15 protein-coding genes are annotated in these 24,920 nt (G+C 59.3%); 7 read left to right on the forward strand and 8 right to left on the reverse strand.

The genetic code is table 11. The features are described from left to right. Window positions 1-27 precede the first annotated feature (27 nt). Window positions 28-744 carry a transposase gene (locus EL199_RS07125; protein WP_197719321.1) on the forward strand — a complete coding sequence of 239 codons (717 nt, stop codon included), beginning with the start codon at window positions 28-30 and terminating at the stop codon, window positions 742-744. Window positions 745-922: 178 nt separating this feature from the next. Here the strand turns inward: EL199_RS07125 and gdhA are convergent, their stop codons facing one another. Both gdhA and EL199_RS07135 read right to left on the reverse strand, forming a co-directional pair. After that, window positions 923-2,269 (reverse strand): NADP-specific glutamate dehydrogenase, encoded by a 1,347-nt coding sequence (gdhA, locus tag EL199_RS07130; protein WP_004140087.1) that lies wholly within the window; start codon window positions 2,267-2,269, stop codon window positions 923-925. A 222-nt stretch (window positions 2,270-2,491) separates the two neighbouring features. Beyond that, a complete protein-coding gene (locus EL199_RS07135) occupies window positions 2,492-2,995 on the reverse strand; it encodes a GNAT family N-acetyltransferase (RefSeq protein WP_004140089.1) in 504 nt (167 codons plus the stop codon). Window positions 2,996-3,121: 126 nt separating this feature from the next. Between EL199_RS07135 and EL199_RS07140 the strand changes: the two genes are divergently transcribed. From EL199_RS07140 to EL199_RS07155, 4 genes are all read left to right on the forward strand, one after another. Continuing rightward, window positions 3,122-5,953, forward strand: a complete 2,832-nt coding sequence (locus EL199_RS07140) for a 2-oxoglutarate dehydrogenase E1 component (protein WP_004140090.1) — start codon at window positions 3,122-3,124, stop codon at window positions 5,951-5,953. Window positions 5,954-5,963: 10 nt separating this feature from the next. Continuing rightward, entirely contained in the window at window positions 5,964-7,115 is a 1,152-nt protein-coding gene (gene odhB, locus EL199_RS07145) for a 2-oxoglutarate dehydrogenase complex dihydrolipoyllysine-residue succinyltransferase (RefSeq protein WP_004140091.1), read from the forward strand. 239 nt (window positions 7,116-7,354) lie between these two features. Continuing rightward, window positions 7,355-8,773, forward strand: a complete 1,419-nt coding sequence (gene lpdA / locus EL199_RS07150) for a dihydrolipoyl dehydrogenase (RefSeq protein ID WP_004140094.1) — start codon at window positions 7,355-7,357, stop codon at window positions 8,771-8,773. A gap of 63 nt (window positions 8,774-8,836) precedes the next feature. Then, a complete protein-coding gene (locus EL199_RS07155; RefSeq protein WP_004140097.1) occupies window positions 8,837-9,754 on the forward strand; it encodes a YiiG family protein in 918 nt (305 codons plus the stop codon). A gap of 62 nt (window positions 9,755-9,816) precedes the next feature. On the opposite strand, the gene EL199_RS13675 is transcribed toward EL199_RS07155, so the two are convergent. The 3 genes from EL199_RS13675 to EL199_RS07170 form a co-directional block, all read right to left on the reverse strand. Next, window positions 9,817-11,673 (reverse strand): fructose-specific PTS transporter subunit EIIC, encoded by a 1,857-nt coding sequence (locus tag EL199_RS13675; RefSeq protein WP_004140099.1) that lies wholly within the window; start codon window positions 11,671-11,673, stop codon window positions 9,817-9,819. Window positions 11,674-11,706: 33 nt separating this feature from the next. Then, complete coding sequence (locus tag EL199_RS07165; protein ID WP_004140100.1) at window positions 11,707-12,675, reverse strand: dipeptidase; 969 nt, start codon at window positions 12,673-12,675, stop codon at window positions 11,707-11,709. 111 nt (window positions 12,676-12,786) lie between these two features. Beyond that, window positions 12,787-15,576 (reverse strand): WG repeat-containing protein, encoded by a 2,790-nt coding sequence (locus EL199_RS07170; protein ID WP_004140101.1) that lies wholly within the window; start codon window positions 15,574-15,576, stop codon window positions 12,787-12,789. A gap of 352 nt (window positions 15,577-15,928) precedes the next feature. Between EL199_RS07170 and EL199_RS07175 the strand changes: the two genes are divergently transcribed. Beyond that, window positions 15,929-18,892, forward strand: coding sequence for a transferrin-binding protein-like solute binding protein (locus EL199_RS07175; protein WP_004140103.1), 2,964 nt, complete (start codon window positions 15,929-15,931; stop codon window positions 18,890-18,892). Between the two features lie 269 nt (window positions 18,893-19,161). Next, entirely contained in the window at window positions 19,162-22,353 is a 3,192-nt protein-coding gene (locus EL199_RS07180; RefSeq protein ID WP_050768046.1) for a transferrin-binding protein-like solute binding protein, read from the forward strand. A gap of 63 nt (window positions 22,354-22,416) precedes the next feature. On the opposite strand, the gene EL199_RS07185 is transcribed toward EL199_RS07180, so the two are convergent. From EL199_RS07185 to purB, 3 genes are all read right to left on the reverse strand, one after another. Continuing rightward, the gene (locus EL199_RS07185) at window positions 22,417-22,983 is read right to left on the reverse strand and encodes a nitroreductase family protein (protein ID WP_004140107.1); all 567 of its coding nucleotides are present in this window, start codon (window positions 22,981-22,983) and stop codon (window positions 22,417-22,419) included. 281 nt (window positions 22,984-23,264) lie between these two features. After that, on the reverse strand, window positions 23,265-23,504 hold the full coding sequence (locus EL199_RS07190; protein ID WP_004140109.1) for a hypothetical protein: 240 nt from the start codon (window positions 23,502-23,504) through the stop codon (window positions 23,265-23,267). A 42-nt stretch (window positions 23,505-23,546) separates the two neighbouring features. Then, window positions 23,547-24,917, reverse strand: coding sequence for an adenylosuccinate lyase (purB, locus tag EL199_RS07195; RefSeq protein WP_004140112.1), 1,371 nt, complete (start codon window positions 24,915-24,917; stop codon window positions 23,547-23,549). Between the last annotated feature and the right edge of the window lie 3 nt (window positions 24,918-24,920).

Genomic DNA, 24,920 nt, shown 5'->3' on the forward strand with positions numbered 1-24,920 from the left:
GGGCTTCGCCCTGCAGGGGAGGGAGATTTGAATTGTAAACAGCCCCTAGGCAAAACTGACCACCTCGACGCCAAGATGCTGGCAGATTACGCCCAGGCATTGGATAGCAGAAAGATGGCCGACGACATGTGTTATGCCCCGCCGAGCGAAGAAGCGCTGGCGCTTGAAGCATTGGTCAAGCGTCGCAGCCAGCTGGTTGAGATGCGCAAAATGGAGAAAAACCGCCTCGAACAAACCCATGCCAGCCAAAAAGCGAGCGTGGTCGCGATGATTAAACACCTGGGCGAGCTGATAGCCGCGTTGGACAAAGAAATCGACCAAAGCAACCGCGGCGGATTTAACGGCAAAGGCGAGATACTCAGTGAAATGAAAGGAGTCGGCAGAATAACCTGCGCCACCTTACTGTCGATGTTGCCGGAGTTGGGCAAAGTGCCACACAAACGCGCGGCGCTGTTGGTGGGGGTCGTGCCACCGCCACGTCAAAGCGGCGAGAAAGAAAAGAAAAGCGGCTGCGTCGGCGGCAGGATGGTGGTACGAAACGCGCTATACATGGCAGCGCTGACGGCGACGCGCAGTGAGCCGAAGATCAAGGCGTTTTACGAGAAGCTGATGAGCAGGGGTAAGGCGTTTAAGGTAGCGCTAAACGCCTGCATGCACAAACTGCTGCGCATACTGAACGCGCGGATGCGGGACTATCTCGCAAGTCTTAAAGAAACGGAGGAATCCGAGCTACAAGGTGCATAACTACCGAGTTTGGTTTCCCCGACCGACGGGTTGGAGAAACACAGTTGACTGCAGGGCGAAGCCCGCAGCGGGGGAGGGGGTGTGAAAACCGCATAGCGACCGCATTCAAAACGAAACGCAAACAGCCCCTTATATCGCGTTCGAAAATAATGCCCGCATCATGCGGGCGTTTCCAAACTTATACAATCCCCTGCGCCAGCATCGCATCCGCCACCTTGACGAAGCCGGCGATGTTCGCGCCTTGGACGTAGTTGATGCTGCCGTCGGCGCGCATGCCGTAGCGCTGGCAGGATTCATGAATGGCGGCCATGATGCCGTGCAGGCGGTTATCGACTTCTCCGCGCGTCCATGAGAGGCGGATGGCGTTCTGGCTCATTTCCAGACCGGAGGTGGCAACACCGCCTGCGTTGCTCGCCTTGCCGGGCGCGTAGAGGATGCCTGCCTTGAGGAAGGCTTCGGTCGCCTCCAGGGTGGAGGGCATGTTCGCGCCTTCGGCGACACAGGTGCAGCCGTTGGCGAGCAGGGTTTTCGCGTCGCTCTCGTCCAGCTCGTTTTGCGTGGCGCACGGCAGGGCGATGTCGGTCGGCACGCCCCAGGGACGTTTGCCGGGGAAGAATTCCAGCCCCTGTTCCTTGGCATAGACCGCAAGGCGTTCGCGCCGCACTTCTTTCAGTTCCAGCAGCGCTTGCAGTTGCGCTTCCGTCATGCCGCTGTCGGCAAAGCGGACAAAGCCGCCGGAATCGGAGACGGTCAGCACTTTGGCGCCGCGCTGGATGGCGCGCTCGGCCGCGTATTGGGCGACGTTGCCGGAGCCAGAAATGAGTACGCGCTTGCCGCCCAAATCCTGCCCGCGCGTTTGCAGCATGAATTCGGTGAAGTAGATGAGACCGTAGCCGGTCGCTTCCGGGCGGATGAGGCTGCCGCCGTAGGCGAGGCCTTTGCCGGTGAGCACCGAGGTGAAACCGTTGGTGAGGCGCTTGTATTGGCCAAAGAGGAAGCCGATTTCGCGGCCGCCGACGCCAATATCACCGGCGGGGACGTCGGTATCCGCGCCAATATGGCGGAACAGCTCGCTCATGAAGGACTGGCAGAAGCGCATCACTTCGCCGTCGCTCTTGCCTTTGGGGTCAAAGTCGGAGCCGCCTTTGGCGCCGCCCATCGGCAGCGTGGTCAGCGCGTTTTTGAAGACTTGTTCGAAGGCGAGGAATTTCAGCACGCCCAGATCGACTTGCGGGTGAAAGCGCAGACCGCCTTTGTACGGGCCGATGGCAGAGCTCATCTGCACGCGGTAGCCACGGTTGATTTGCGCCACGCCGCGGTCATCAACCCACGGCACGCGGAACATGATGATGCGCTCCGGCTCGACGATGCGCTCCAGCAGCGCCTGTTCGGTATAGTGCGGATGTTGCGCGAGAAAGCCTTCCAGACTGGAAAAGACTTCCTGCACTGCCTGATGAAAGACGGGCTGGCCGGGGTCGCGTTGCTGAACACGGGCGAACAGATTGCTCAGGATAGTTTGGGGCATAGTTATCTCCTCTAATAAAGTCAAAAAAACAGCAGAAAAATCTGCTGTATTTGCAATATAAAGCGATTTTCGCCAAACGCCAAACAAAAAATGCCAAAACGGCAAAAAAACGCCAACGGGGAGCCGTTGGCGGGTTAAAACGGGAGAGGGTTATAGTGGGTCAAGACCCACCCTACCAATATACATACACGATGAGCGCTACCCTGTATGTATATTTGCGGTTTAAGAAGCGGCGAGGCGTTTCCCCAAAATGACGATATCGGCGCGGCGGGTTTGCAAATCACAGACTTGCGGCAGGCGTCCCCATTCGGCAAAGCCCTGCGCTTGAAAGAGGGCGAGGCTCGCCGCATTGTGCGCGAAGATGACCGCCAGCACGTTTTCGATATCGAGCGCGGGCGCGCGGCGCAGCATGTCTTGCAAGAGCCTTTTGCCGAGGCCGCGACCGCGTTGGTCAGGCGCGACGTAGATGCTGATTTCGGCGCTGATGCGGTAGGCCTCGCGCGGGTAGTAGTCGCTGAAACTGCCCCAGGCGGCTATCGCGCCGTCCGCGTCTTCGACGACGTAAAGCGGGCGGTTGCCCTGATGCGCCGCAAACCATGCCTGCCGCGCGGCGACGCTTACCGGCGCGAGGTCGGCGGTAGCCTCCCTGCTTGCAATGGTGCTGTTGTAAATGGCGACGATGGCGGGCAGGTCATCGGCACGGGCGAGGCGGAGGGTTTCGGGCATAGCTTTGTGATTTCTTGTGTTTTTCCTGTGGGTTAGGGTTGATTCTGCGTGATTCGGTGTTGTTTTTATACCCTTATATACGTATTATAACGCCTGCCTGATATTTTTTTTCTTGGGGGTATATGTATGGCTAACTATCAGAATCAAAAGGCTTCTTCGCAATTGAGCGGTGGCAATGCCGCCTATATTGAGGCGCTTTATGAGCAGTATCTGGACGCACCGGAGAGCGTTTCCCCGCAATGGCGCAGTTATTTTGACGACATTCGCGGCGGTCAGGGCGGCGAGAAGCCGCGTCTGCCGGTGCAGGAGCGCTTCGAGGCGCTGGCGCAGTTGCCGCCGTTGGCAGGCGATGGCGCAGACAGCGAGGCGATTCGCAAACAGGTCGCGGTGCTGGCGCTGATTTCCGGCTATCGCGCCCGCGGGCATCAGGTGGCGGATTTGTGCCCCATTCATTTGCGCGACCGCCGCGAGGTGCCGGATGTGGATTATCGCTGGCATGGTTTGACGGATGCGGATTTGGACAGCAGTTTCAATACGGGAACGCTTTTTACCGGCGATATGAAATTGCGCGATATTATTGCGTATTTGGAGAAGGCGTATAAGCATCATATTGGCGCGGAGTTTTCTCATATTCATAACACCGACGAGCGCCGTTGGTTGCAAAGGAGATTGGAGCAAGCCGCGCAGGGTTATGGTTTTTCTGCAGCGCGCAAAAAGGAATTGTTAAATACGCTGGTCGCGGCGGACGGTTTGGAAAAGTATTTGCACAAACGATTCGTCGGGCAGAAGCGTTTTTCTTTGGAAGGCGGCGATGGTTTGATTCCGCTTTTGGATAATGTCATTCAGCGGCTGGGCAAGAATGGTTCCAAGGAAGTGGGCATTGCTATGGCGCACCGTGGCCGTCTGAATGTGTTAATCAATATTCTCGGTAAACGCCCTGAAGATTTGTTCAACGAATTTGAAGGGAAATATACGCCGATGGAAGGTCGCAGCGGCGATGTGAAATATCATATGGGATTTTCTTCCAGCGTCGATACGGAAGGCGGCGCGGTGGGATTGTCGCTGGCTTATAATCCCTCACATCTGGAATTCGTCAATCCGGTAGTGCAAGGTTCAATGCGCGCCCGTCTGGAGCGGGTGCAACAGGCGCAACACGCGGAAAGTGTTTATTCCATCAGCAATTATGCCGTGCCTATTCAGATTCACGGCGATGCCGCCTTTGCCGGACAGGGCATTATTATGGAAACGCTGCAATTGTCGCAGGTGCGCGGCTATCGTGTCGGCGGCTCGCTGCATATTATCGTCAATAACCAAATCGGCTTTACCACTTCCAATCCGCTCGATACCCGTTCGGCGATGTATTGTTCCGATGCGGCGAAATTGATTCAATCACCAGTTTTGCATGTCAATGGCGATGATCCGGAAGCGCTGGCTTTTGCCGCCGAATTGGCCGCCGATTATTTGCGCGAATTCCAGAAAGATATTTTCATTGATATTGTCTGCTATCGCCGCCTTGGCCATAACGAAGCGGATGAACCGGCGGCAACGCAGCCGATGATGTATCAGAAAATCCGCAAACATGCGGTACCGGCGCAGGTTTATGCCGAACGTCTGGTCGCCGAAGGCGTGATTGCCGCCGGTGATTATGAAAAATTGCAGGACGACTACCGCCAGCGGTTAGAGGCGGGCGATTCCGTTTCCCGCCCGCAGCCGCCGCGTCCGAACGCCAGACTGGAGAATGAATGGAAGGCGTTCAGCAAACCGGATATACACGCGCCGGTCGAAACTGCCTATCCGGCCAAAGACCTCACCCGTCTCGGCGCCAAAATCTTCACCCCGCCCGCCGATTTCACGCCGCACCCCATCGTGGAAAAAATGCTGGCGACGCGCGTGGAAATGTCTGCCGGCAAACAGCCGCTCGATTGGGGCACGGCTGAAAACCTCGCCTACGCCTCGCTGCTCGAACAAGGCCATCCGGTGCGCGTTTCCGGCGAAGACTGCGGTCGCGGCACCTTCTCGCACCGCCATGCGGTCATCCACGACCAGAAAACCGGCGACAGCTACACCGCGCTCGCCCACCTCTATGACGGCCAGCCGTCGGCGCGTATCATCGACTCCATCCTCTCCGAAGCGGCGGTACTCGGCTTTGAATACGGCTACTCCACCGCCGAGCCGCTGGGGCTGACCATTTGGGAAGCGCAGTTCGGCGACTTTGCCAACGGCGCGCAGGTGCTGATTGACCAGTTCATCACCTCCGGCGAAACCAAATGGGGACGCTACAGCGGCCTCACCATGCTGCTGCCGCACGGCTACGAAGGCCAGGGGCCGGAGCACTCCTCGGCGCGGCTGGAGCGCTACCTGCAACTGTGCGCGGAAGACAACGTGCGCGTCTGCGTGCCGACCACGCCCGCGCAAATCTTCCACCTGCTGCGCAGCCAGGTACTCGGCACCTTCCGCAAACCGCTGATTGTGATGTCGCCCAAATCGCTCCTGCGCCACAAACTGGCGGTGAGCGACCTGCAAGAACTGGCGGGCGGCGCCTTCCGCCCGGTGATTGGCGAAATCGACGAACTGCTGCCCGATGCGCAAATCCGCCGCGTCGTGCTGTGCAGCGGCAAGGTTTACTACGACCTGCTGCAAAAACGCCGCGACGAGAACCGGCGCGACATCGCCATCATCCGCGTCGAACAGCTCTACCCCTTCCCGCAAAAAGCCGTCGCCGCCGAACTGGCGCGCTACCCCAACGCCGACATCGTCTGGTGCCAGGAAGAACCGCGCAACCAGGGCGCCTGGCGACAAATCTACGAAGCACTCGCCCCGGCGCTGCCCGCGGGCAAAGCCTTGCATTACACCGGCCGCGTCGCCTCCGCCTCGACCGCTGCCGGCTACCTGAAACTGCACAACGCCGAACAGGCCGCGCTGGTGCGCGACGCCCTCGGCTTAACAGAAAACCAATGAGGAACCCCACATGACAACAGCAGTAACCGTCCCCGCCCTGCCCGAGTCCGTCGCCGACGCGACCCTGGTGAACTGGAACAAAAAACCCGGCGACAGCGTGCGCGAAGGCGAAAACCTCGTCGATCTCGAAACCGACAAAGTCGTCCTCGAAATGCCCGCCCCGGTCAGCGGCGTGCTGAAAGAAATCACCGCCCAGGATGGCGCGACCGTCACCGGCGGCGACATCATCGCCTACATCGAAGAAGGCGCGGTTGCAGACGCTCCTGCCGCTGCCGCACCCGCTGCGGAAAAAGCCGCTGCCCCCGCCGCTGCCGCCGCAAGCGCTGACGACAAAGCCCTCAGCCCGGCAGCGCGCAAAATCGCCGCCGAAGCAGGCGTTGCCGCAGGCGAGGTCGCCGGTAGCGGCCGCGGCGGCAGAGTGACCAAAAACGACGTCAAACAATACCTCGCCGGAGGCAATCGCCGCCTGGAAGAGCGCGTACCGATGACCCGCCTGCGTAAACGCATCGCCGAGCGCCTGCTCGACGCACAGCACAACGCCGCTATGCTCACCACCTTCAACGAAGTGAACATGCGCGCGGTGATGGCACTGCGCAAAAAATACCAGGACGCCTTCGTCGCTAAAAACGGCGTCAAACTCGGCTTCATGTCCTTCTTCGTCAAAGCCGCGGTCGAAGCGCTGAAAAAATACCCGGCGGTGAACGCCGCCATTGACGGCGACGACATCATCTACCACAACTACTGCGACATCGGCATCGCCGTCTCCTCGCCGCGCGGCCTCGTCGTCCCCATCTTGCGCAACGCCGAACAACTCGGCTTTGCCGACATCGAAAACGGCATCCTCGACTACGCGGGCAAAGCCAAAGACGGCAGCCTCGCCATCGAAGACATGACCGGCGGCACCTTCACCATCACTAACGGCGGCACCTTCGGCTCGATGATGTCCACCCCCATCATCAACCCGCCACAAAGCGGCATCCTCGGCATGCACAACATCGTCGAGCGCCCCATCGCCGAAAACGGCCAAGTCGTCATCGCGCCGATGATGTACATCGCGCTGTCCTACGACCACCGCATCATCGACGGGCGCGAAGCGGTCGGCTTCCTCGTTGAAATCAAACAACTCATCGAAGACCCGGCGCGGCTCATCCTGAACCTGTAACCACGAACGGCTCCCTCCCCCTGTGGGGGAGAGCTGGGGTGGGGGCAGCAAGCACCCCGCAGAGCGAAAAGCCAAAAACCGTAGCATCATTGCCGTTTGCCATTTACATACACCAAGAGCGCTCAGGTGTATGTATAACGCAAACCGAACGGCGCCCTCCCCCGTGGGCAAGGTTAAATAACAAACCGCGCTGACAAGCGGAAAACCGCGTCCCCCCGCACAACCGGAAAAAAATCCCCATGAAAAACTACGACATCATCATCATCGGCGGTGGCCCCGGCGGCTACGTCGCCGCCATCCGCGCCGCCCAACTCGGCTACAAAACCGCCTGCGTCGAAGCAGCATCCACCCTCGGCGGCACCTGTCTGAACGTCGGCTGCATCCCCTCCAAAGCGCTGCTCGAAAGCACCGCCCTCTACGAAAAAGCACGGCACGACTTCGCCGCGCACGGCATCAGCACCGGCGACGTCAAACTCGACATCGCCACGATGATTGCCCGCAAAAACGACATCGTCAAACAACTCACCGGCGGCATCGAACAACTCTTCAAAGCCAACGGCATCGACTGGCTCGCCGGGCGCGGCCGCCTGTTGCCGGGCAAAACCGTAGAAGTCACCGCCGCCGACGGCAGCATTGCCAAATACCAGGCAAGCCGCGGCGTCATCCTCGCCTTCGGCTCCGTGCCGGTGGATATCCCCGTCGCCAAAATGGACGGGCAGCACATCGTCAGCTCCAGCGAAGCGCTCTCCTTTAGCGACGTCCCCAAACGCCTCGGCATCATCGGCGCGGGCGTCATCGGCCTCGAACTGGGCAGCGTCTGGCACGCCGCAGGCAGCGAAGTCGTCATCCTCGAAGCGGTGGACGAACTGCTGCCGATGGCAGACCGCCAGCTTGCGCGCGAAGCCGGCAAGGCCTTCAAAAAACAGGGGCTGGACATCCGCCTCGGCGCCAAAGTCAGCGGCGCGAGCGTCAAAGGCGGCGCAGTCGAAGTGCAATACCAAGACAAAAACGGCGAACAAACCCTCACCGTGGACAAACTCCTCGTCGCCGTCGGCCGCAAACCCAACACCGCGAACACCATCGACCCCGCCTGCGCCGTCAAACTGGACGCGCGCGGCTACATCGAAGTCGATGAACACTGCGCCACCGCCGAGCCGGGGGTGTACGCCATCGGCGACTGCGTGCGCGGCGCCATGCTCGCCCACAAAGCGAGCGAAGAAGGCGTGATGGTTGCCGAAAACATCGACGGCCAGGCAGGACACGTGCGCTACGACCTCATCCCCGCCGTCATCTACACCCACCCCGAAATGGCGTGGCTCGGACAAAACGAAGAACAACTGAAAGCCGCGGGCGTGAACTACCAAAAAGGCGACTTCCCCTTCGCTGCCAACGGCCGCGCCAAAGCGCTCGGCGCGGCGGAAGGCTTCGTCAAAATCCTGGTGGACGCCGACAGCGATGAAATCCTCGGCGCGCACATCATCGGCCCGAACGCCTCCGAACTCATCCACGAACTGGTCATCGCGATGGAATACTACGCGGCCAGCGAAGACATCGCGCGCAGCATGCACGCCCACCCGACACTCGCTGAAGCCATCCACGAAGCCGCGCTTGCCGTCGAAAATCGCGCCATCCACAAAGCCAACCCGAAACGGCGCTAAAATACCCCAACCGGAACGCGGGCAACCCGTTCCGGTTTCTTCATTCACACACAAGAAAAACCCATGAAAAAAACCGCCCTCGCCCTCGCACTTGCCCTGCCGCTCCTCGCCCACGCCGAAGACGCTGGCGACGACCAACGCACCGCAAAAATGAACGCCTACATCGAATGCTATAACCGCGCCGACGACAGCGCGCACACCAGCATCGAACGTTACCAAAGCTGGATCAAGGACATAAAAAAAGGCCCGACGGGCAAAGAAAGCCACATATACGGCATCCATGACATCCACGAAAACGTCATCAAACTCTGCAACAAAAGCATGACCGAAGGCCTCGCCATCGAACCCGCCGCGCCCGAACTGGACGCTGCCGCCAAACAATACCTCGACAATCTGAACGCCTTAAAAGAAAAAGTCAGCGAAGCCCACAAATACTACGAGCGCGAGAACTACAAGGACGACAAATTCGCCAAAGGCAAAGAAATGCACGCGCCTCTGGTCGCCGCCATGACCGCCTTTGAAAAAGCGAGCGAAGATTTCTCCGCCAAACTCGAAGCCGAAAACGACAAAGTCCTGCGCGCGCGCCTGGAAGAACTCGAAAAAGCGGGCGACAAAAACGCCGAATACTGGACACTTGCGACCACGCTGGACGCCAAAGCGCTCACCAACCTGATGCAGGCGGACACCTTCGATACCGATGCCGCGAGCAAACTCATCGACGCCTACGAAAAAAACGCCGACGGCCTTGCCGAATACAGCAAAGCGCATCACGACGACTGGATGGCTGGCAGTTTCCTCAGTAACGCAGCGGAGGAGTACCGTGTTGCCGCCAAAGAGCGGATGCGCCGTGTCCGCGACAAAGAACCCTACAGCCAGGGCGAAAAAATGCACCTCAACCCGGACGCGGGCTGGATGGTCAAGGGCAGCCCGTACAAACTGCTACGCGCCTACAACGACCTCATCAGCGCCGCTAACCGCTAAACGCGCCGTACAAAAAACCCCGCGCCACGCGGGGTTTTCTTTTGCCGAACAGGTTTGGCTGCTTACGCACTCACCCGCTTTTTGAACACGCCGAGGCAGGCGGTGCTGACCGCGGTGCCGACGATAATAGCGAAGGCGTATGCCCAGACGTTCACCACCGCGTTCGGGATGAACAGCACGAAGATGCCGCCGTGCGGCGCACGCAGGCCGCAGCCGAAAACCATGCTGAGCGCTCCCGTTACCGCCGAGCCAATCATCAGCGCCGGAATGACGCGCAGCGGGTCTTTCGCCGCAAACGGTATCGCGCCTTCGGTGATGAAGCTGAGCCCCAGTACGCCCGCCGCTTTGCCCGCCTGCCGCTCTTCTTCGGTAAAGCGGTTTCTGTAGAGCATCGTCGCGCAGCAGATGGCAAGCGGCGGCGTCATGCCTGCCGCCATCGTTGCCGCCATCGGGCCGAGGACGTCCGAAGCAATCAGGCCGCTGGAAAAGAGATACGCCGCCTTGTTCACCGGTCCGCCCATATCCAGCGCCATCATGCCGCCGAGCAGCGCGCCCAGCAGCAGGGCGCTGGAGCCTTGCAGCGATTTCAGCCAGGTTTCCAGCGCGCTTTGCGCGTCGGCGACCGGGTGGGCGATGAGGTAATACATTAAAAGCCCGATGACGGCGGTGCCGACCAGCGGCAGGATGATCATCGGCTTCAAGCTATCCAGTTCGCGCGGCAGTTTGATGACTTTTGCCAGCCAGGCGACGAAGTATCCGGCGATGAAACCGGCGACAATCGCGCCGAGGAAGCCCGCGCCGGTATTGGCGGCGATATAGGCACCGACCATACCGGGGGCGATGCCGGGGCGCCCGGCGATGGAGTAGGCGATGTAGGCGCCGAGTACCGGCACGAACAGGGCGAAGGCGTCTTTACCGATTTGGAACAAGGTCTGCCCCAGCGTGCCTGCGTATTCTTCTTTGTAGATGTAGATGCCCTGCTCGCCGAACATGAACGAGCCGATGGCAAAGCCGAGCGCAATCAGCAAACCGCCCGCGACCACAAACGGCAGCATGTGCGACACGCCAGTCATCAGGTGTTTGTAAACGCCGGTGCGCTCCGGTTTGGCGCTGGCGCTCGCCGCTGCGTCCGCGTCGCCAAAGACCGGGGCGCTGGCGAAGGCGGTGTTGATGACCTGCACCGCGTCGTTGATGGCCGCTTTGGTGCCGGTGCGGTAGAGGCGTTTGCCGACGAAGCGGGCGGGATCGACGTTGGTATCGGCGGCGATGATGACTACATCGGCGCGGGCGATGTCTTCGGTGGTAAGCACGTTATCCGCGCCGACGCTGCCCTGCGTTTCGATTTTGACTTCATGGCCAAGCACTTGCGCGCCTTTTTCCAGCGCTTCCTGCGCCATGTAGGTGTGGGCGACGCCGGTCGGGCAGGAGGTGATACCGATGACGTATTTGCCGCTGGCGGTGGCCTGCGGCGCGGCGCTTTCACCCCCGGCAACGTCCGACAGGGCGCGGCGGATGTCTTCGGCATCGGTGGTTTTCGCCAGGCGTTCCGCAACTTCCTCGTCGCCGACGACGGTACTCAGGCGCTTCAAAACCGCCAGGTGTTCGTTGTCGCTGGCGGCAATGCCGACGATGAGGTAGGCGGGCTCGCCTTCGCCGTCTTCCCAATCAATGCCGCCCGGCACTTGCAGCACGGCGATGGCGGTTTCTTTGATGAGGTGGCGGCTTTGCGGTGTGCCGTGCGGAATGGCGACGCCGTTGCCGAGGTAGGTGTTTTCCTGCGCTTCGCGCGCGAACATGCCTTCGACGTATTCCGGCGCGACTTTGCCGTTCTCGGCGAGCAGCGCCGCGACTTGGCGGATGGCCTCGTTTTTGTCGCGCGGCGTCGCGCCAAGGCGGATGAGGGAGGTGGTCAGTTGCATGGGTTCTCCTTTGGTTGGGGGTAAAGCGCTATGTTATTTCCACACGCGGGCAATCAGGCGCAGCAGGTTGTCGCGCATGATGGCTTGGATGTCCGCCTCGCGGTAGCCGAGGCGGGCGAGGCCGTCGCGGATGTCGTCCAGTCCGGCGGGGCTGACGTATTTGCCGCTCAGTCCTTTTTTCGGGTCGTAGCCCGCTTCCGGCGGCCACCAGTATTGACGGTTCACATCGGCGGGGACGTCCGGCACGCCGTCGTCGTAGCAGTAATCAAGGCCGATGGCGGTGTGTTCGACGCCGACCATTTGCACGACGTAGTCGATGAGCGGCAGCAGCGAGGCGGGTTTCAGGTCAGGATCGCCGATGAAGCTGCCGACGCCGTTTAACGCGATGAGGCCGCCGGTCGCGGCGCAGGCGCGGATGGCGCGGTCGGTGATGTTGCGTCCGTGCGCTACCCGCGCGCGCGGGTTGGCGTGGCTAAAGAGTACCGGACGGTCGCCGCTGTAGGCGCAGATGTCGAGCGCGGTTTGTTCGTTGCTGTGGCTTAGGTCCATGAGGATGCCGGCGGCGTGGATGGCATCTACGATGGTTTCGCCGAGCGGGGTCAGGCCGCCTTCGTCGTGTGCGCCACCGGCAACGCTGTTGCTGCGGTTGTAAGCGAGGTGGATTTGCCGCACGCCGAGGCGGTGGTAGAGCGCGACCATGTCTGGCGTTTCCAGGAGCGGCAGCGCGCCTTCGAGGTCGAAACTCAGCGCCAGGCGGTTTTCGCTGGCGATGCGTGGGATGTCGGCGGCGCTTTCGGCAAGTTCGATCCAGTCACTCGCCGCGATTTGGCGGCGGTATCCGGCGATGGTGGTGAGTATTTGTGACAGCGGGTTCATGTCCATGCCGACGTTGACGGAGAGGTAGCGCACGCCGGCGTCGTAGTGCAGGCGGAGCTGGTTGAGGTCGGTGTCGCCGTGCAGTGGCAAGCAACTGTGCGCGTCGGCGTACCAGAAGTTTTGCATAGTGTTGGCCTTTGGAATGAGATAAGGGTTTCGGGATGGTCGTAACCGCGCCCCGCCCTGTGGACGGTCAATGTGCGTCACAGGGGGAGCGGGGCTTGATGCGCGGGCGCGTTACGGTACGAGGATTTCGTTACCGTTTAAGTCGATGACGCTGCGGTGGCCGCCTTTTTGTACGGTGGCGCGGCCGTTTTTGTACGGCCAGACGCGGTCGTAGCGCGGCTCGACGATTTCTTTGCCTTTTTCGTCAAGGTAGCCCCATTGGCCGTCTTTTTTGACGGCGGCGCGGCCTTCGCCGTAGGGCATCGCCTGTTCGTAGCGCGGCTCGACGACTTCTTTGCCGCGGTTGTCGAGGTAGCCCCAGCGGCCGTTTTTCTTCACGGCAGCGCGGCCTTCGCGGTATGACCAGGCGTCTTGGTAGGTCGGCGCGACGACTTCGCGTTCGGCGCGGTCGATGTAGCCCCAGCGGCCGTCTTTTTGGACGGCGGCGCGGTCTTCGCTGTAAGGCAGGACGCGGTCGTAATACGGGCGTTTGGGGTTGGGCAGGTAGAGGCCGCGCGGCGCTTTTTGTCCGGCAGCGGCGGTCTCGGCACTTGCACGGTTGGCAGCGGCACTGGCAGCGGCCGCGTTATTGGTGGCGTTCGCGCTCTGGCTGCTGCGGCTGTTCGCGGCAAGGGTTCCGGCGTAGGCGTTGTTGGCTGCCGCTGCGCGGGCGGCGGCGGTGGCTGCGGTTGTCGCGTTGTTGTCGCCGCTGCGGTAAGTGCCACTGCGGTTAGCGGGGGCGTTGTTTTTTTGCGCGACGGGTGCGGTTTTTTGCGCTTTGTCGGCACGCGGGCTTTCGGCGCCGTTGGTCGCATCCATCAGGACGTTCAGCAGCGCGCCGCGGTCAACGGGTACGCCCGGTTTGACGGTTTTGCCTTCGGGGTCAATGGCGCGGGCAATGTCCAGCGGCAAGGCTTTGCCGCTGCGTTTGGCCGGGCTGTCGTCGCGCAGGTGGTAGTTGCTTTGGCGGTAGGCGTCGTTGCCTTCGGCTTCTTTTTTGAAGTAGGGGTTTTCCGCCCGGCTGCCAAAGAGATCCAGCGCGTGCCGCTCCAGGCCGTTGATTTTCGGGTTGATGCGTGGGTTTTTCGCGAGGTCTGCGGTGCGCATCAGCATTTCGTTCACTTTGCCTTCGGCTTCGGTGTCCCAAACGATAACGTAAGGTTCGTTTTCGAGGCTGCTGCGGTAGTAGGCGTTGTAGTCGAGGCCGCGGAACATGTCGTTGCCGTTGCGCACGATGCCGCTGTCGTCTTCGGGCAGGCTGCTTTCGTTGCGCAGCGGGTAGGCGAAGTAAGGGTTGCCGTAGTCTTTTTTGACGAAGGCGCGCGAGGAGATGATGTTGTTGTAGATTTCGGTGTTTTCTTGGTTCCAGGAGAGGCCGCGGCTTTTTGACCAGCGTTCTTCGGCTTTGCAGACACCGTCTTTCATGTAGTTGCAGCCTTTGGCGCGCGAGTCTTCGCGGATAAGGAAGGGACGGGAGACGCGCGAGATGGTGTTGTTGTAGATGCGGGTGTTGCTGCTGCCGGAGGCGCGGATGCCGTAGTCGCCGCCTTCGATGATGTTGGAGGCGATGATGCTGCCGTCGCTGACTTCATCAAAGATGGCGACCGGTGAGTTGATGAAGATGTTGCCGGTGATTTTGGCGTTGATGCAGCCTTCGTCGCACCAGAAGCCGGGCGCGGTGTTGTTGATGAGGTTTTCGCGCAGGTAGTTCGGCGGGCTGTCGGAGTCGTCAATGGTGTTGTTGCGGAAGGTGAAGTCTTCGATGTGGGTGATTTTGACGTGGGCAACACCGCAGTAGGCGCCGCAGTCTTTGACGATGAATTTTTCGTTGTTGTTGCGCGCGAAGTAGTTGTTTTCAAAGACGGAGCCGTGCGCGTAGTTGGCGCCTGCACCATTCGCGCCGTTATCAACGAACTGGTTGTTGCGCACGACGGTGTTTTTCGCGCCCGCTGCGCCTTTTTCTTTCGGGCCGTCCAGGAAGAAGGCGCCAGCGCCGCTGCCGTTTTGCGCGAAGATGCCGTTTTCAACCAGGCTCGCTTCGCCGTTGATGCTGATGGCGATCGGCCCGCTCATTTCGGCGAGGATAGGGTCTTTGTAACCCCAGAATTGGTGCGGCGAGAACTGGGCGACGTTGATGCCGCGCATTTTGAAGCGTTTGCCGGTGCTGGTCAGCGCGCGCGTGTATTTGGAGATTTCGGCAGTCCCCTGGGTCGGGTCGCTGCCCAGATAGTAAGTGACGGGGTGCGCGGGCGGAATGTTAAAACCAAGGCGGTTGTTTTCGTTTTTCGGGTCTTTCAGGGTGGTGGGGTTTGGATCATCCACGTAGAAAGTGCCGGGTTTGACGTCTTCCTTGCGCGCCACCTGTTTCAGCGGTTCGTCGTTGATAAACGCCTGCTCGGGATAGGCGGCCATGCCTTCTTTTTTCGGGTCGGCGTTGGTGGTGCAGACGCGGCAGAAGCTCTGCTCACTCGTGGTTTTCCACAGGCTGCCCTCTTTTTGCCAACGGTCTGCGGGGACGACTTCCGTGCCTTTCAGCCAGACTTCGCCCTGCGGTTCGGCTTGCAGGGTGATGTCATCGCGGGTGATGAAGACGTGCGGCTCGCGGTAGATGCCGCTTTTCATGATGATGGTAGTGCCGTTCTGGCTGCGGTCTGCCGCTTCTTTCAAGGTAGAGAAGGGTTTTTCACGGCTGCCGGTCGCGCCCTGAGCGGCGCTTTTACCGTCGGTGGCAACCCAAAAGACGTTATCGGCAGGTACGGGGTAATTCTGCGGCTTGGGCTGGTATTTGTGGTTTAGCCCGGCAGCGTTTGCCGCGAGCGGCAAAGCGCCCAAAAGAACCCAGAGCGCGGTGCGATGTATCATGATTGTGTCTCCTTTTCTTCATTGAGGACGGCAGTTTAGCACGTCGGGACAGGGATGGCGCCTACCACGGCGCCGTAGGAAAAACCGGCAAAAATTTCCGCTTTTTGGCACGCGCTATAAACATTACCGCGCCCCGCCCCCCGGACGTTCACCGTCCCACCCTGTGCCAACCTGAAAAAACAATGGTGAAATAACTGATTGCCCGTACCCTTTTCCGTATGCTTCCCTTATAATTGCCTGACCGTATCGTCATGATGCGGTCAGGCAGGGAACCCGCAACATTCCACAGCCACCTCTGCTCCGTGTGCCGACCGCGCCGGACTCCCCTTCCACTCAAATACGAGACTCAACGATGAAACTGACCAATCTCTCTTTGGCCATCATGGTCGCCTTGGGCGTCGCAGCCTGCGGCGGTAGCGACAACACGGATAACACCCCGGCAGACCCGCCCGCGCAAAACCCCGCGCCGAAAGCCGACGAAAACAAACCGCAAGAGCCAGAAGCAAAAAACGACGACAAACTGGTTGACCCGACTGGAACCCACGTCGTCGATGGTCGCGATCTCTCCAAAGAAAGCACCGTCGGCGGTCTGCAATACATCCGCCGCGATAGCTCTGATTACGACCGCGTCTATAACCCGGACAAAATGGCGTCAAGCACCCCGCTCCTCGGTGTCAGCCTTGACGTACAAAACCCGAAGCTGACCAACATCGTCCTCGCTCGCCGCGACCTTGAGCGCGAAGAAAACAAGGCGGTGCGCGCACAATTCGCCGGTGGTATCGAAAAAGAGCCGCTTACCCTCGAAGGCAAAGAACCGGCTACCCCCAGCCTGCAAATCGAGAACTTCAAAAACGTCGATATCCTTGCGGGTGCATTCAAACAAGTCGGCTCCGCCAAATTTGCCGATGCCGCAACCAACCGCCTCGATCCGGTCACGCATAACATTGACACCCATATCCAGAACAATACCGACAAAGACGGCGAATTTACCCGTGAACGCGTCAGCCATGTCTATACCCTGCGCTACGAATACAAACAGCCGCACGTAGATTACCCGCATGGTCCGGATGGATTACTAAACGATAGCCCGACGGCAGCGGAACTCAGCGCCTATCCGCCGGGCAAACCGAGATTGCCGACAGCGGCTGAATTAAAGGCAGACGCCAGCTGGGAAACCAACAATAACCACAATAAATCTTGGCATGCCGTGAATAACGGTTTGGGCGATGGTCCCAAATCTGGCGGCTATATCGTCAATAACGAAGCCAAATACGGCAGTCTGGATGGTGCAACCGGTAGCGGCGATGTCGTGAACAATCCCGGCGACCATTCGGCAAGTGCCAGCAACTGGAAAAACAAGCCCTCGGATCCAGAAAATGCGGTGAACTGGACCACCACCAATTACCCCAACAGTTACTGGGGCAATCCGAAAGGCGCGTATCCGCGTTATCCGGCACAAACCCTGGAATACCCGAACTACAAAACCGAACAGCCGCGCTACCCGAATGAGCCCTATCTGGAGCGCACCCGCAGAAATGCCAACCATACCAAGAGCAGCCAATATACCCACGAGCACACCTATCTCGATCAGGAAGAATTTACGGCTATCCGTGTCGGGAAGGCAGTACGTCCGTTGCAAAATCCGGTACCCAATACCTGGAAATGGACACTGGATCAAAAATGGTCGTACCAAAAATACGAACAGACTGGAACAGATGGCAATGGTGATCCCATTTATGGCTTCGTAACGTATAACATCGCCAAAGGAAACCATGCTACCAAATATGATGGCACCAACCTTTGTGGTGCAGCGAATACAGTAAATTGCACCAAAGACTGGGCGCTGGAATCTGTTGATTGGACAACCCCGACTAACGAAGGCGGCGGCCAACTCGGCTGGTTCCGCGGGCCGCACTATTACGGCTGGCAAGAATACGCCCTGACCCTGCGTTTCAACGACGAACGCATCTGGAAACCGGGTACGCCGGGCTACAAGCCGGAATACGAGAAAAAATACGGCGCCAACCTTATCTGGTGGAGTACCCAAGACAGCGCCTTTGAAAACTGGGCCACACTGGAAGGTTGGAATCCGCGCGCCCGCCGCGTTGATAACAACGACAGCAAAACCGGTGGCGAAGGCTCGGAAGACCTCGTCTGGGCAAACGGTACGAATAACGGCAAAAACGCCCGTGACCGCGACCTGGAAATCCAGCCGACCGGCGACATCACCAACGGCCTGATTCGCATCGGTGGCGGCCGCATCACCCTCGGTGAAGAACTGAAATGGGATGGCAATGCAGGCGTGTGGAAAGACCACCACAACACCACCAGCCGCATCTTCGGTCACTACCACTTGGCGTTTGCCGATCAGGACGACCGACAAGTCAAGCCGATGACCATGAACAGCTACCTCGGCGCGCGTTCCTTCGTCGCCGAAGTACAAGGCCGCCTGCAAACCCCGCACCAACAGACAGACAAGCAGGGCACTACCCAGCGCTTCTATGCCGATTTGGAAAGCAAGCCGAAGTACTACAGCATCGGTGCTGAACCGATGACGCTGCACAAAGTGCAATATGGCCGCGTCACCACCAACCTCGACCTTGCCGCAGGCGAAGGCCCGTTGGGTGAAGGCTTCCTGCGTGCGCCGTTTGCCAAGAAAAACACCAACGACAGCGTGGACAACTACTTCTTCCGCGGTGTGGATGCCACCACCATCGAAGAAATGGCAGCACTGCCGAAAGAAGGCAGCGCGACCTATAACGGCCACGCGCTGATGTACGGTCTGAACAACGACTTCCACGGCATCACCGGCGACGTTCACCGCAACACGAAAAAAGACCTGCCGAACGCCTTTGACGGCGGCGGTCGCGCCAAAGAAAACGCCTCGCTCGGTTTCGGTAACTTCGTCGAAGCCAACGTTGATTTTGCTACCCGCAAAGTCAAAGGCGACGTCTATAACGCCTGGCTGGTCGATACCACCAAGCCCAACGTCGTCCACGACAAGCTCGTCGCCTTTGAAGGGGACATCATCGGCAACACCGTCATCGGTACCGCTGACCGCACCTACGCGCCCGGTAACGATAAAGCGGACTTCCGCGCCGCTTTCTTCGGCAGCAAGGCAGAAGAAATGGGCGGTTCCTTCAACTCCGTCGCGCATGAAGACAAATACGGCTCCGCCTACGAAACCGGCGACTGGGGCGGTGTCTTCGGTGCGAAGAAAACCGGCGGTAGTAGCAACAACACCTTCCAAGGTGATGACAGCAACAGCGTTTACGGCAATACCAACGTTGCCCCTGCCAACAATTACAACGAATAATTCGTTGATAACGACAAAAAACGGCCTCGCAAGAGGCCGTTTTCATTTGCGGCAATCCGGTTATCTGCCACAAACACATCCATCGCGTGTCGAAAATCGCGAATACAGTTGGAAATAATAAAGAAGTGGTTATAATCGACGCACCGATTCTTCAGAACGGTGCGGGCAGGGACGCTCAACGAGAAAAACTCGTCACACAGGAAGCGCCTCCCGCGACATCAACGCCCCAAGCGAGTCGCAAGGGGCTCTCAACGGAAGGAGCATACACTGTGAAACTGACGAACCTCTCTATCGCTATCCTGATCGCACTCGGCACCGTCGCCTGCGGTGGCAGCGATAACAACAGCGGCAACAACAACCCACCCGCAGATCCCCCCGCACCGCAGCCAAAACCGGAAACCCCGCCTGCGGACAACAGCCAAAAAGACAGCAAAATCGTTGACCCCACCGAAACCCACGTCGTTGATGGCCGGGACCTCAGCAAGGACAGCACCGTCGGCGGACTACAATACATCCGCCGCGAAAGCTCCGACTACGACCGCGTGTACAACCCGGACAAAATGGCATCGGCGACACCGCTGCTTGGCGTCAGCCTCAACGAACAAAACCCGAAGCTGACCAACATCGTTCTCGCCCGCCGCGACCTTGAGCGCGAAGAAAACAAAGGCGTGCGCGCCCAATTTGCGGGTTCAGAAGAAAACGAACCCCTCACCCACGCCGGCAAAGAGCGCGAACAGCCCAGCCTGCAAATCGAAAACTTCAAAAACGTCGATATCCTGGCAGGCGCCTTCAAACAAGTGGGCTCCGCCGTATTTGCCGACCCGTCCAACCGGTTGGATCCGGTCACCCACAACATTGACACCCATATCCAAAACAATACCGACAAGAGCGGCGAATTTACCCGCGAACGGGTCACGCACGTCTATACCCCGCGCTACGAATACCGCCAGCCGTTTGTCGATTACCCGAATGCGGCGAATAGCGCAGATAACCGCAAAGAAGCCGACGGCGATAAAACTATTGCCACCAAAGCACCCGCACCGCCCGGATTCCCCGACATCAACGCCCTGGAAAGCGCGCTCTACGGCACCGACGGCTCATGGTCAACCGAGGATGCCAATGACAACTCCCGCCATCCCGTTAACACCGGCACGGACAAAGACCGCTCCTTCGGCAGTTTTAGCAACGAAAGAGACCGCTACGGTAATTTCCCCAGCGGCAAAGACGATAGCCCGACCGACCCGGCAAACATCGCCGACGCCAAAGCCTGGCGCAACAAAGGTACCCGCACCGCAAACGGCACGGCAGTACCCCAGACAAGAAGTCCGGATCGCGAAGGCAACCACTATTACAGCGATGCCAAAACCGATAACGTCGTGGACTGGCAAGGCGATGACGCCAACTTGCCCGCCTACAAAGGCACCATCACCCGGGCACAGGCCATCACCCGCACGGGGGCTAATACCGCCAGCTATACACCCTCCCCTGATAGCACTTACAACTATCAGCAATCCTGGCCGAATGGCGCATATCCCCAATACCCGAAAAAACTCTTTGCCTACCCGAACGACCCCTACGACGAGCCGGGCAACAATGCCCTAAACGGCGGCTCTGCCGACGGTGACCCGAAAAACCATGAACACATCTACCTGGAGCGGGAAGAATTCACCGCCATCCGCCAGCTAGAACCCATCCGCCCGCTGGTCAATCCGATTGCCAACGAATGGGATTGGACGCTATATCAAGTATGGGACGCGTCGGTCAAATACCACAAACTCGTCAAGGAAGAACGGGAAAGAATTATCGGCACGAACCCCGACGGCACGCCGAAGAAAGAAAAATACGAAGTTGTCGTCCATGACCAAGACCATACGGCCAACATCGGAGACTCTGGCAATGACGCCATGCCCGTGCAAACTATTCAGGCAAAACTGGCTAATCTTAGTTTGGTTGACCCGCAATGTAGCGGCAGACTGGTTACTTGCACCAAACTCGGAGAAAGCTATTCCCTGAAGTCTGCGAACTGGCACACACCGGACAACAAAGGCGGCGGCATTCGCGGCGAATTCCGCGGGCCTGCCTACGTGGGCTATCACGAAGACCTGGCGACCATCCGCTTTGCCGACGACCGCATCTGGAAAGCAGGCACGCCCGGCTACAAACAAGAATACGAGAAAAAATATGGCGCCAACCTCATCTGGTGGAGTACCCAAGACAGCGCCTTTGAAAACCACGCCACCTCCAACGGCTGGAATCCGCGCGCCCGCCGCGTTGACATCAACACCAAAGCCAGCAATGGCGGAAACGATGCCGAAGGCCTGGAAGAACTCATCTGGGCAAAAGACAGCGGCAACGGCAACGAGGCCCGCGACCGCGACGTCGAAATCCAGCCCACCGGCGACATCACTAACGGCCTGATCCGTATCGGCTACACCGCGCGCACCGGCAAAATGCCGACCCTCGGCCAAGAGCTCAAATGGGAAGATGGCCGCTGGAAAGACCATCACAACACGACCTCGCGCATCTTTGGCCACTACCACCTCGCCTATGCCGACCAGGATGACCGTAAAGTCAAATCCATGAGCATGAACAGCTATTCCGGCGCGCGTTCTTTCGTTGCCAAGGTCAAAGACGTATTGCCGCAGGCGACCGCCCAAGGCTACCGCGCCGACCTCGACAGCGCTCCGGTGGAATACAGCATTGGCGCGCAGCCCATCACCCTGCACAAAGTGCAGTATGGCCGCGTCACCACCCAACTTGACTTGGCCGCCGGAGAAGGACCGTTTGGCGACGGCTTCCTGCGCGCGCCATTTGCCAAGAAAAATACCGACGACAGCGTGGACAACTACTTCTTCCGCGGCATAGACGCCACTTCCGTCGCAGACATGCCGAAAGAAGGCAGCGCCACCTACAACGGCCACGCGCTGATGTATGGCATCAACAACGACTTCCACGGCGTCACTCAAGATGTCAGCTTAAACGGCGGCTACAAAAACCTGCCGAACGCCTTTGATGGCCTAAACGGCCGCGGTCAGGCACAAATCGCCCTGGGCAACTTCGTTGAAGCCAACGTTGATTTCGCCACCCGCAAAGTCAAAGGCGACGTGTACAACGCCTGGCTGACCGACCTCAGCAAATCCACCGTCGTTCACGACAAACTGGTGGCCTTTGAAGGCAACATCATTGGCAACACCGTCCTCGGTAAGGCAGACCGCAGCTACATCCACGGCAACGACGAAGCAGAATTCCGCGCAGCCTTCTTTGGCAAAGAAGCCGAAGAAATGGGCGGTTCCTTCAACTCCGTCAAGCCGGATGACAAATACGGCTCCGCCTACGAAAACGGCGACTGGGGCGGTGTCTTCGGCGCAGTCAAAAGCGCCAGCAACACCTTCCAGGGCGACGACGGCAAAGGCGTTTATGGCAACAGCAACGTTGCCCCCGCCAATAACTACAACGAATAAAGCGCTTCGCGCTGAAAAGCAAAACGGCCACGCAAGTGGCCGTTTTTTTATGTACGCAATCGCCTATTCATGCCAGACGACGACATCATCAAGCGGCGGGCGCGGGCGTTCGCTCGCGCTGGCGGCAGGGCTGCCGAGGAGGATGAAACCGAGGATTTCATCATCAGGGGTGACGTTCAGCGCCTGTTTGGCGTCGGCATCGTATGCTGCCCAAGAGGTCAGCCAGCAGCTGGCGTAGCCAAGTGCGGTCGCGGCAATGATGAGGTTTTGGCAGACGGCGGCGCCGGAGAGGATTTGTTCGATACGCGGCACGCTGCTCGCGCGGTTGATGCGGCTCGATACCATGACGAGTAGCGGCGCGCGGGCAACGAAGCCGGTTTTTTTCGCGGTCAGCGCGGCATCGGCGTCAGGGTTTTTCTGCGTCCAAATGTCGAGCAGGGTGGCGACGAGTTTTTCTTGCGCGGGTTTGCGATAGATGTCCAGCCGCCACGGGTTGAGGTTGCCGTGGTCGGAGACGCGGGTCGCCGCGCGCAGGATGGTTTGCAGCTCCGCGTCGCTCGGCGCCGGTTCTTGCATTTGGTTGGGGCGCAGCGAGTTGCGATGCAGCAGGGTGTCAAGGGTGGGGTTCATGGTGTACTCCGGTTGGGTCGTTGTCCGAGGTTTAGGGCGTGTTGACAATTGAGACAGCCCCTTAGGGCGTGTTTGCATTTCGTTTTGAGTGCGGTCGCTACGCGGTTTTCACCCCCCCCGGTTCCCATGAAAAAGGCGTCCGCCTTTTTCATGGGGAGTCCCGTCCCTCCCACGCTTCGTAGGGGAGGGAAATTCAAATTGCAAACACGCCCAGGCAAAGAACTCGCTGTCAAACAGCGGGTTCTTTTTTATAGCGGCAAGTAGGCGGAACCACTTTTAATTTATTCCTGCGAAACGGTCGCGGCATTCCAGTCAATTTCCCATTCGCGTGCGGCAAAGTAAGCATTTAATTCGCGTACATCGCTCACCCAGTGATCGTAATTGTCTTCGGGATTGAACGGCGAAATCAGCAAAATCAGGAATCCGCCGGTATAGTCTTTGTCATTTAATATTTTGACGTGCCAGCCGAAATAGTCGCCTTTGACGACTTTGCCGGTTTTGTTGATTTCGATTTTTGTCATGCGGTATCCGTTATTCAAGGCGATGTTGTGGCGCGATGGTTTTTAGATCCGCCGGGCGAGTGCTTCCGCTTTGCCGGTGTAGCTCGCGGGCGTCATTTCGAGCAGGCGCGCTTTGGCGTCTTCCGGAATGTTCAGGGTGTCAATGAAGGCGCGGATGGTCGCGGCGTCAAGGTGCGGTTTGCCGCGCGTCAGTTCTTTGAGTTTTTCGTAGGGGTTGGCGATGCCGTAGCGGCGCATCACGGTCTGGATGGGTTCGGCAAGCAGTTCCCAGGTGGCGTCTAAATCAGCGGCAAGGGCGGCGGGGTTCGCTTCGAGTTTGTCGAGGCCGCGTTGGTGTGCGCTCATGCCGAGTACAGTGTAGCCGATGGCGACGCCCATGTTGCGCAGTACGGTGCTGTCGGTGAGGTCGCGTTGCCAGCGCGAGACGGGCAGTTTTTCGGCGAGGAAGCCGAGGATGGCGTTGGCCATGCCGAGGTTGCCTTCGGAGTTTTCAAAGTCGATGGGGTTTACTTTGTGCGGCATGGTGGAGGAGCCGATTTCGCCCGCCTTGATTTTTTGTTTGTAGTAGCCGAGCGAGATGTAGCCCCAGATGTCGCGGTTGTGGTCGATGAGGATGGTGTTGAGGCGGGCGAGGGTGTGGAAGGTTTCCGCCATGTAGTCGTGTGGCTCTATTTGGATGGTGTAGGGGTTCCAGGCGAGACCGAGCGCGTTTTCGACGAAGTTGCGGCAATGTGTTTCCCAGTCGTAGTCGGGGTAGGCGGCGAGGTGGGCGTTGTAATTGCCGACCGCACCGTTGATTTTGCCGAGGATGGGTTGGGCGGCGAGTTGTTCGCGCTGGCGTTGCAGGCGGCTGTACACGTTGGCGATTTCTTTGCCGAGGGTGGTTGGTGTCGCCGGTTGGCCGTGGGTGCGGCTCATCATTGGCAGCGCGGCGTGTTCGTGCGCCATGGCGCGTAGTTTGTCGCAGATGGCGTCAATCTGCGGCAGGAGGATGGTGTCGCGCGCGGCTTTGAGGGTGAGGGCGTGCGCGAGGTTGTTGATGTCTTCGCTGGTGCAGGCGAAGTGGATGTATTCGCTGACGGCGGCAATTTCGTGGTTCGCGGCAAAGCGGTTTTTCAGCCAGTATTCGATGGCTTTGACGTCGTGGTTGGTGGTCGCTTCTATCGCTTTGACGGCGGCGGCGTCCTCCGGCGAGAAGTCGGCGATGACTTGGTCAATGGCGGCGAGGGTGGCGGCGCTGAAGGGCGCGACTTCGCCGATTTGTGGCGCGGCGGCGAGCGCTTTCAGCCATTCGAGTTCAACGCGGACGCGCGCTTTCATCAGGCCGTATTCGGAGAAGACGGGGCGCAGCGCGGCGACGCTTTTGGCGTAACGGCCGTCAAGCGGCGAGAGGGCGAGGAGGGTGTCTTGCATGGG

Origin of the sequence: Cardiobacterium hominis (assembly GCF_900637305.1) — a bacterium.
GTDB classification, from domain to species: Bacteria; Pseudomonadota; Gammaproteobacteria; order Cardiobacteriales; family Cardiobacteriaceae; genus Cardiobacterium; species Cardiobacterium hominis.

Bases quoted from the DNA above. Each gene is read 5' to 3' on its own strand.
- gdhA (WP_004140087.1), bottom strand. From the start codon at position 2,269: ATGCCCCAAACTATCCTGAGCAATCTGTTCGCCCGTGTTCAGCAACGC.
- EL199_RS07135 (WP_004140089.1), bottom strand. From the start codon at position 2,995: ATGCCCGAAACCCTCCGCCTCGCCCGTGCCGATGACCTGCCCGCCATC.
- EL199_RS07140 (WP_004140090.1), top strand. From the start codon at position 3,122: ATGGCTAACTATCAGAATCAAAAGGCTTCTTCGCAATTGAGCGGTGGC.
- odhB (WP_004140091.1), top strand. From the start codon at position 5,964: ATGACAACAGCAGTAACCGTCCCCGCCCTGCCCGAGTCCGTCGCCGAC.
- lpdA (WP_004140094.1), top strand. From the start codon at position 7,355: ATGAAAAACTACGACATCATCATCATCGGCGGTGGCCCCGGCGGCTAC.
- EL199_RS07155 (WP_004140097.1), top strand. From the start codon at position 8,837: ATGAAAAAAACCGCCCTCGCCCTCGCACTTGCCCTGCCGCTCCTCGCC.
- EL199_RS13675 (WP_004140099.1), bottom strand. From the start codon at position 11,673: ATGCAACTGACCACCTCCCTCATCCGCCTTGGCGCGACGCCGCGCGAC.
- EL199_RS07165 (WP_004140100.1), bottom strand. From the start codon at position 12,675: ATGCAAAACTTCTGGTACGCCGACGCGCACAGTTGCTTGCCACTGCAC.
- EL199_RS07170 (WP_004140101.1), bottom strand. From the start codon at position 15,576: ATGATACATCGCACCGCGCTCTGGGTTCTTTTGGGCGCTTTGCCGCTC.
- EL199_RS07175 (WP_004140103.1), top strand. From the start codon at position 15,929: ATGAAACTGACCAATCTCTCTTTGGCCATCATGGTCGCCTTGGGCGTC.
- EL199_RS07185 (WP_004140107.1), bottom strand. From the start codon at position 22,983: ATGAACCCCACCCTTGACACCCTGCTGCATCGCAACTCGCTGCGCCCC.
- EL199_RS07190 (WP_004140109.1), bottom strand. From the start codon at position 23,504: ATGACAAAAATCGAAATCAACAAAACCGGCAAAGTCGTCAAAGGCGAC.
- purB (WP_004140112.1), bottom strand. From the start codon at position 24,917: ATGCAAGACACCCTCCTCGCCCTCTCGCCGCTTGACGGCCGTTACGCC.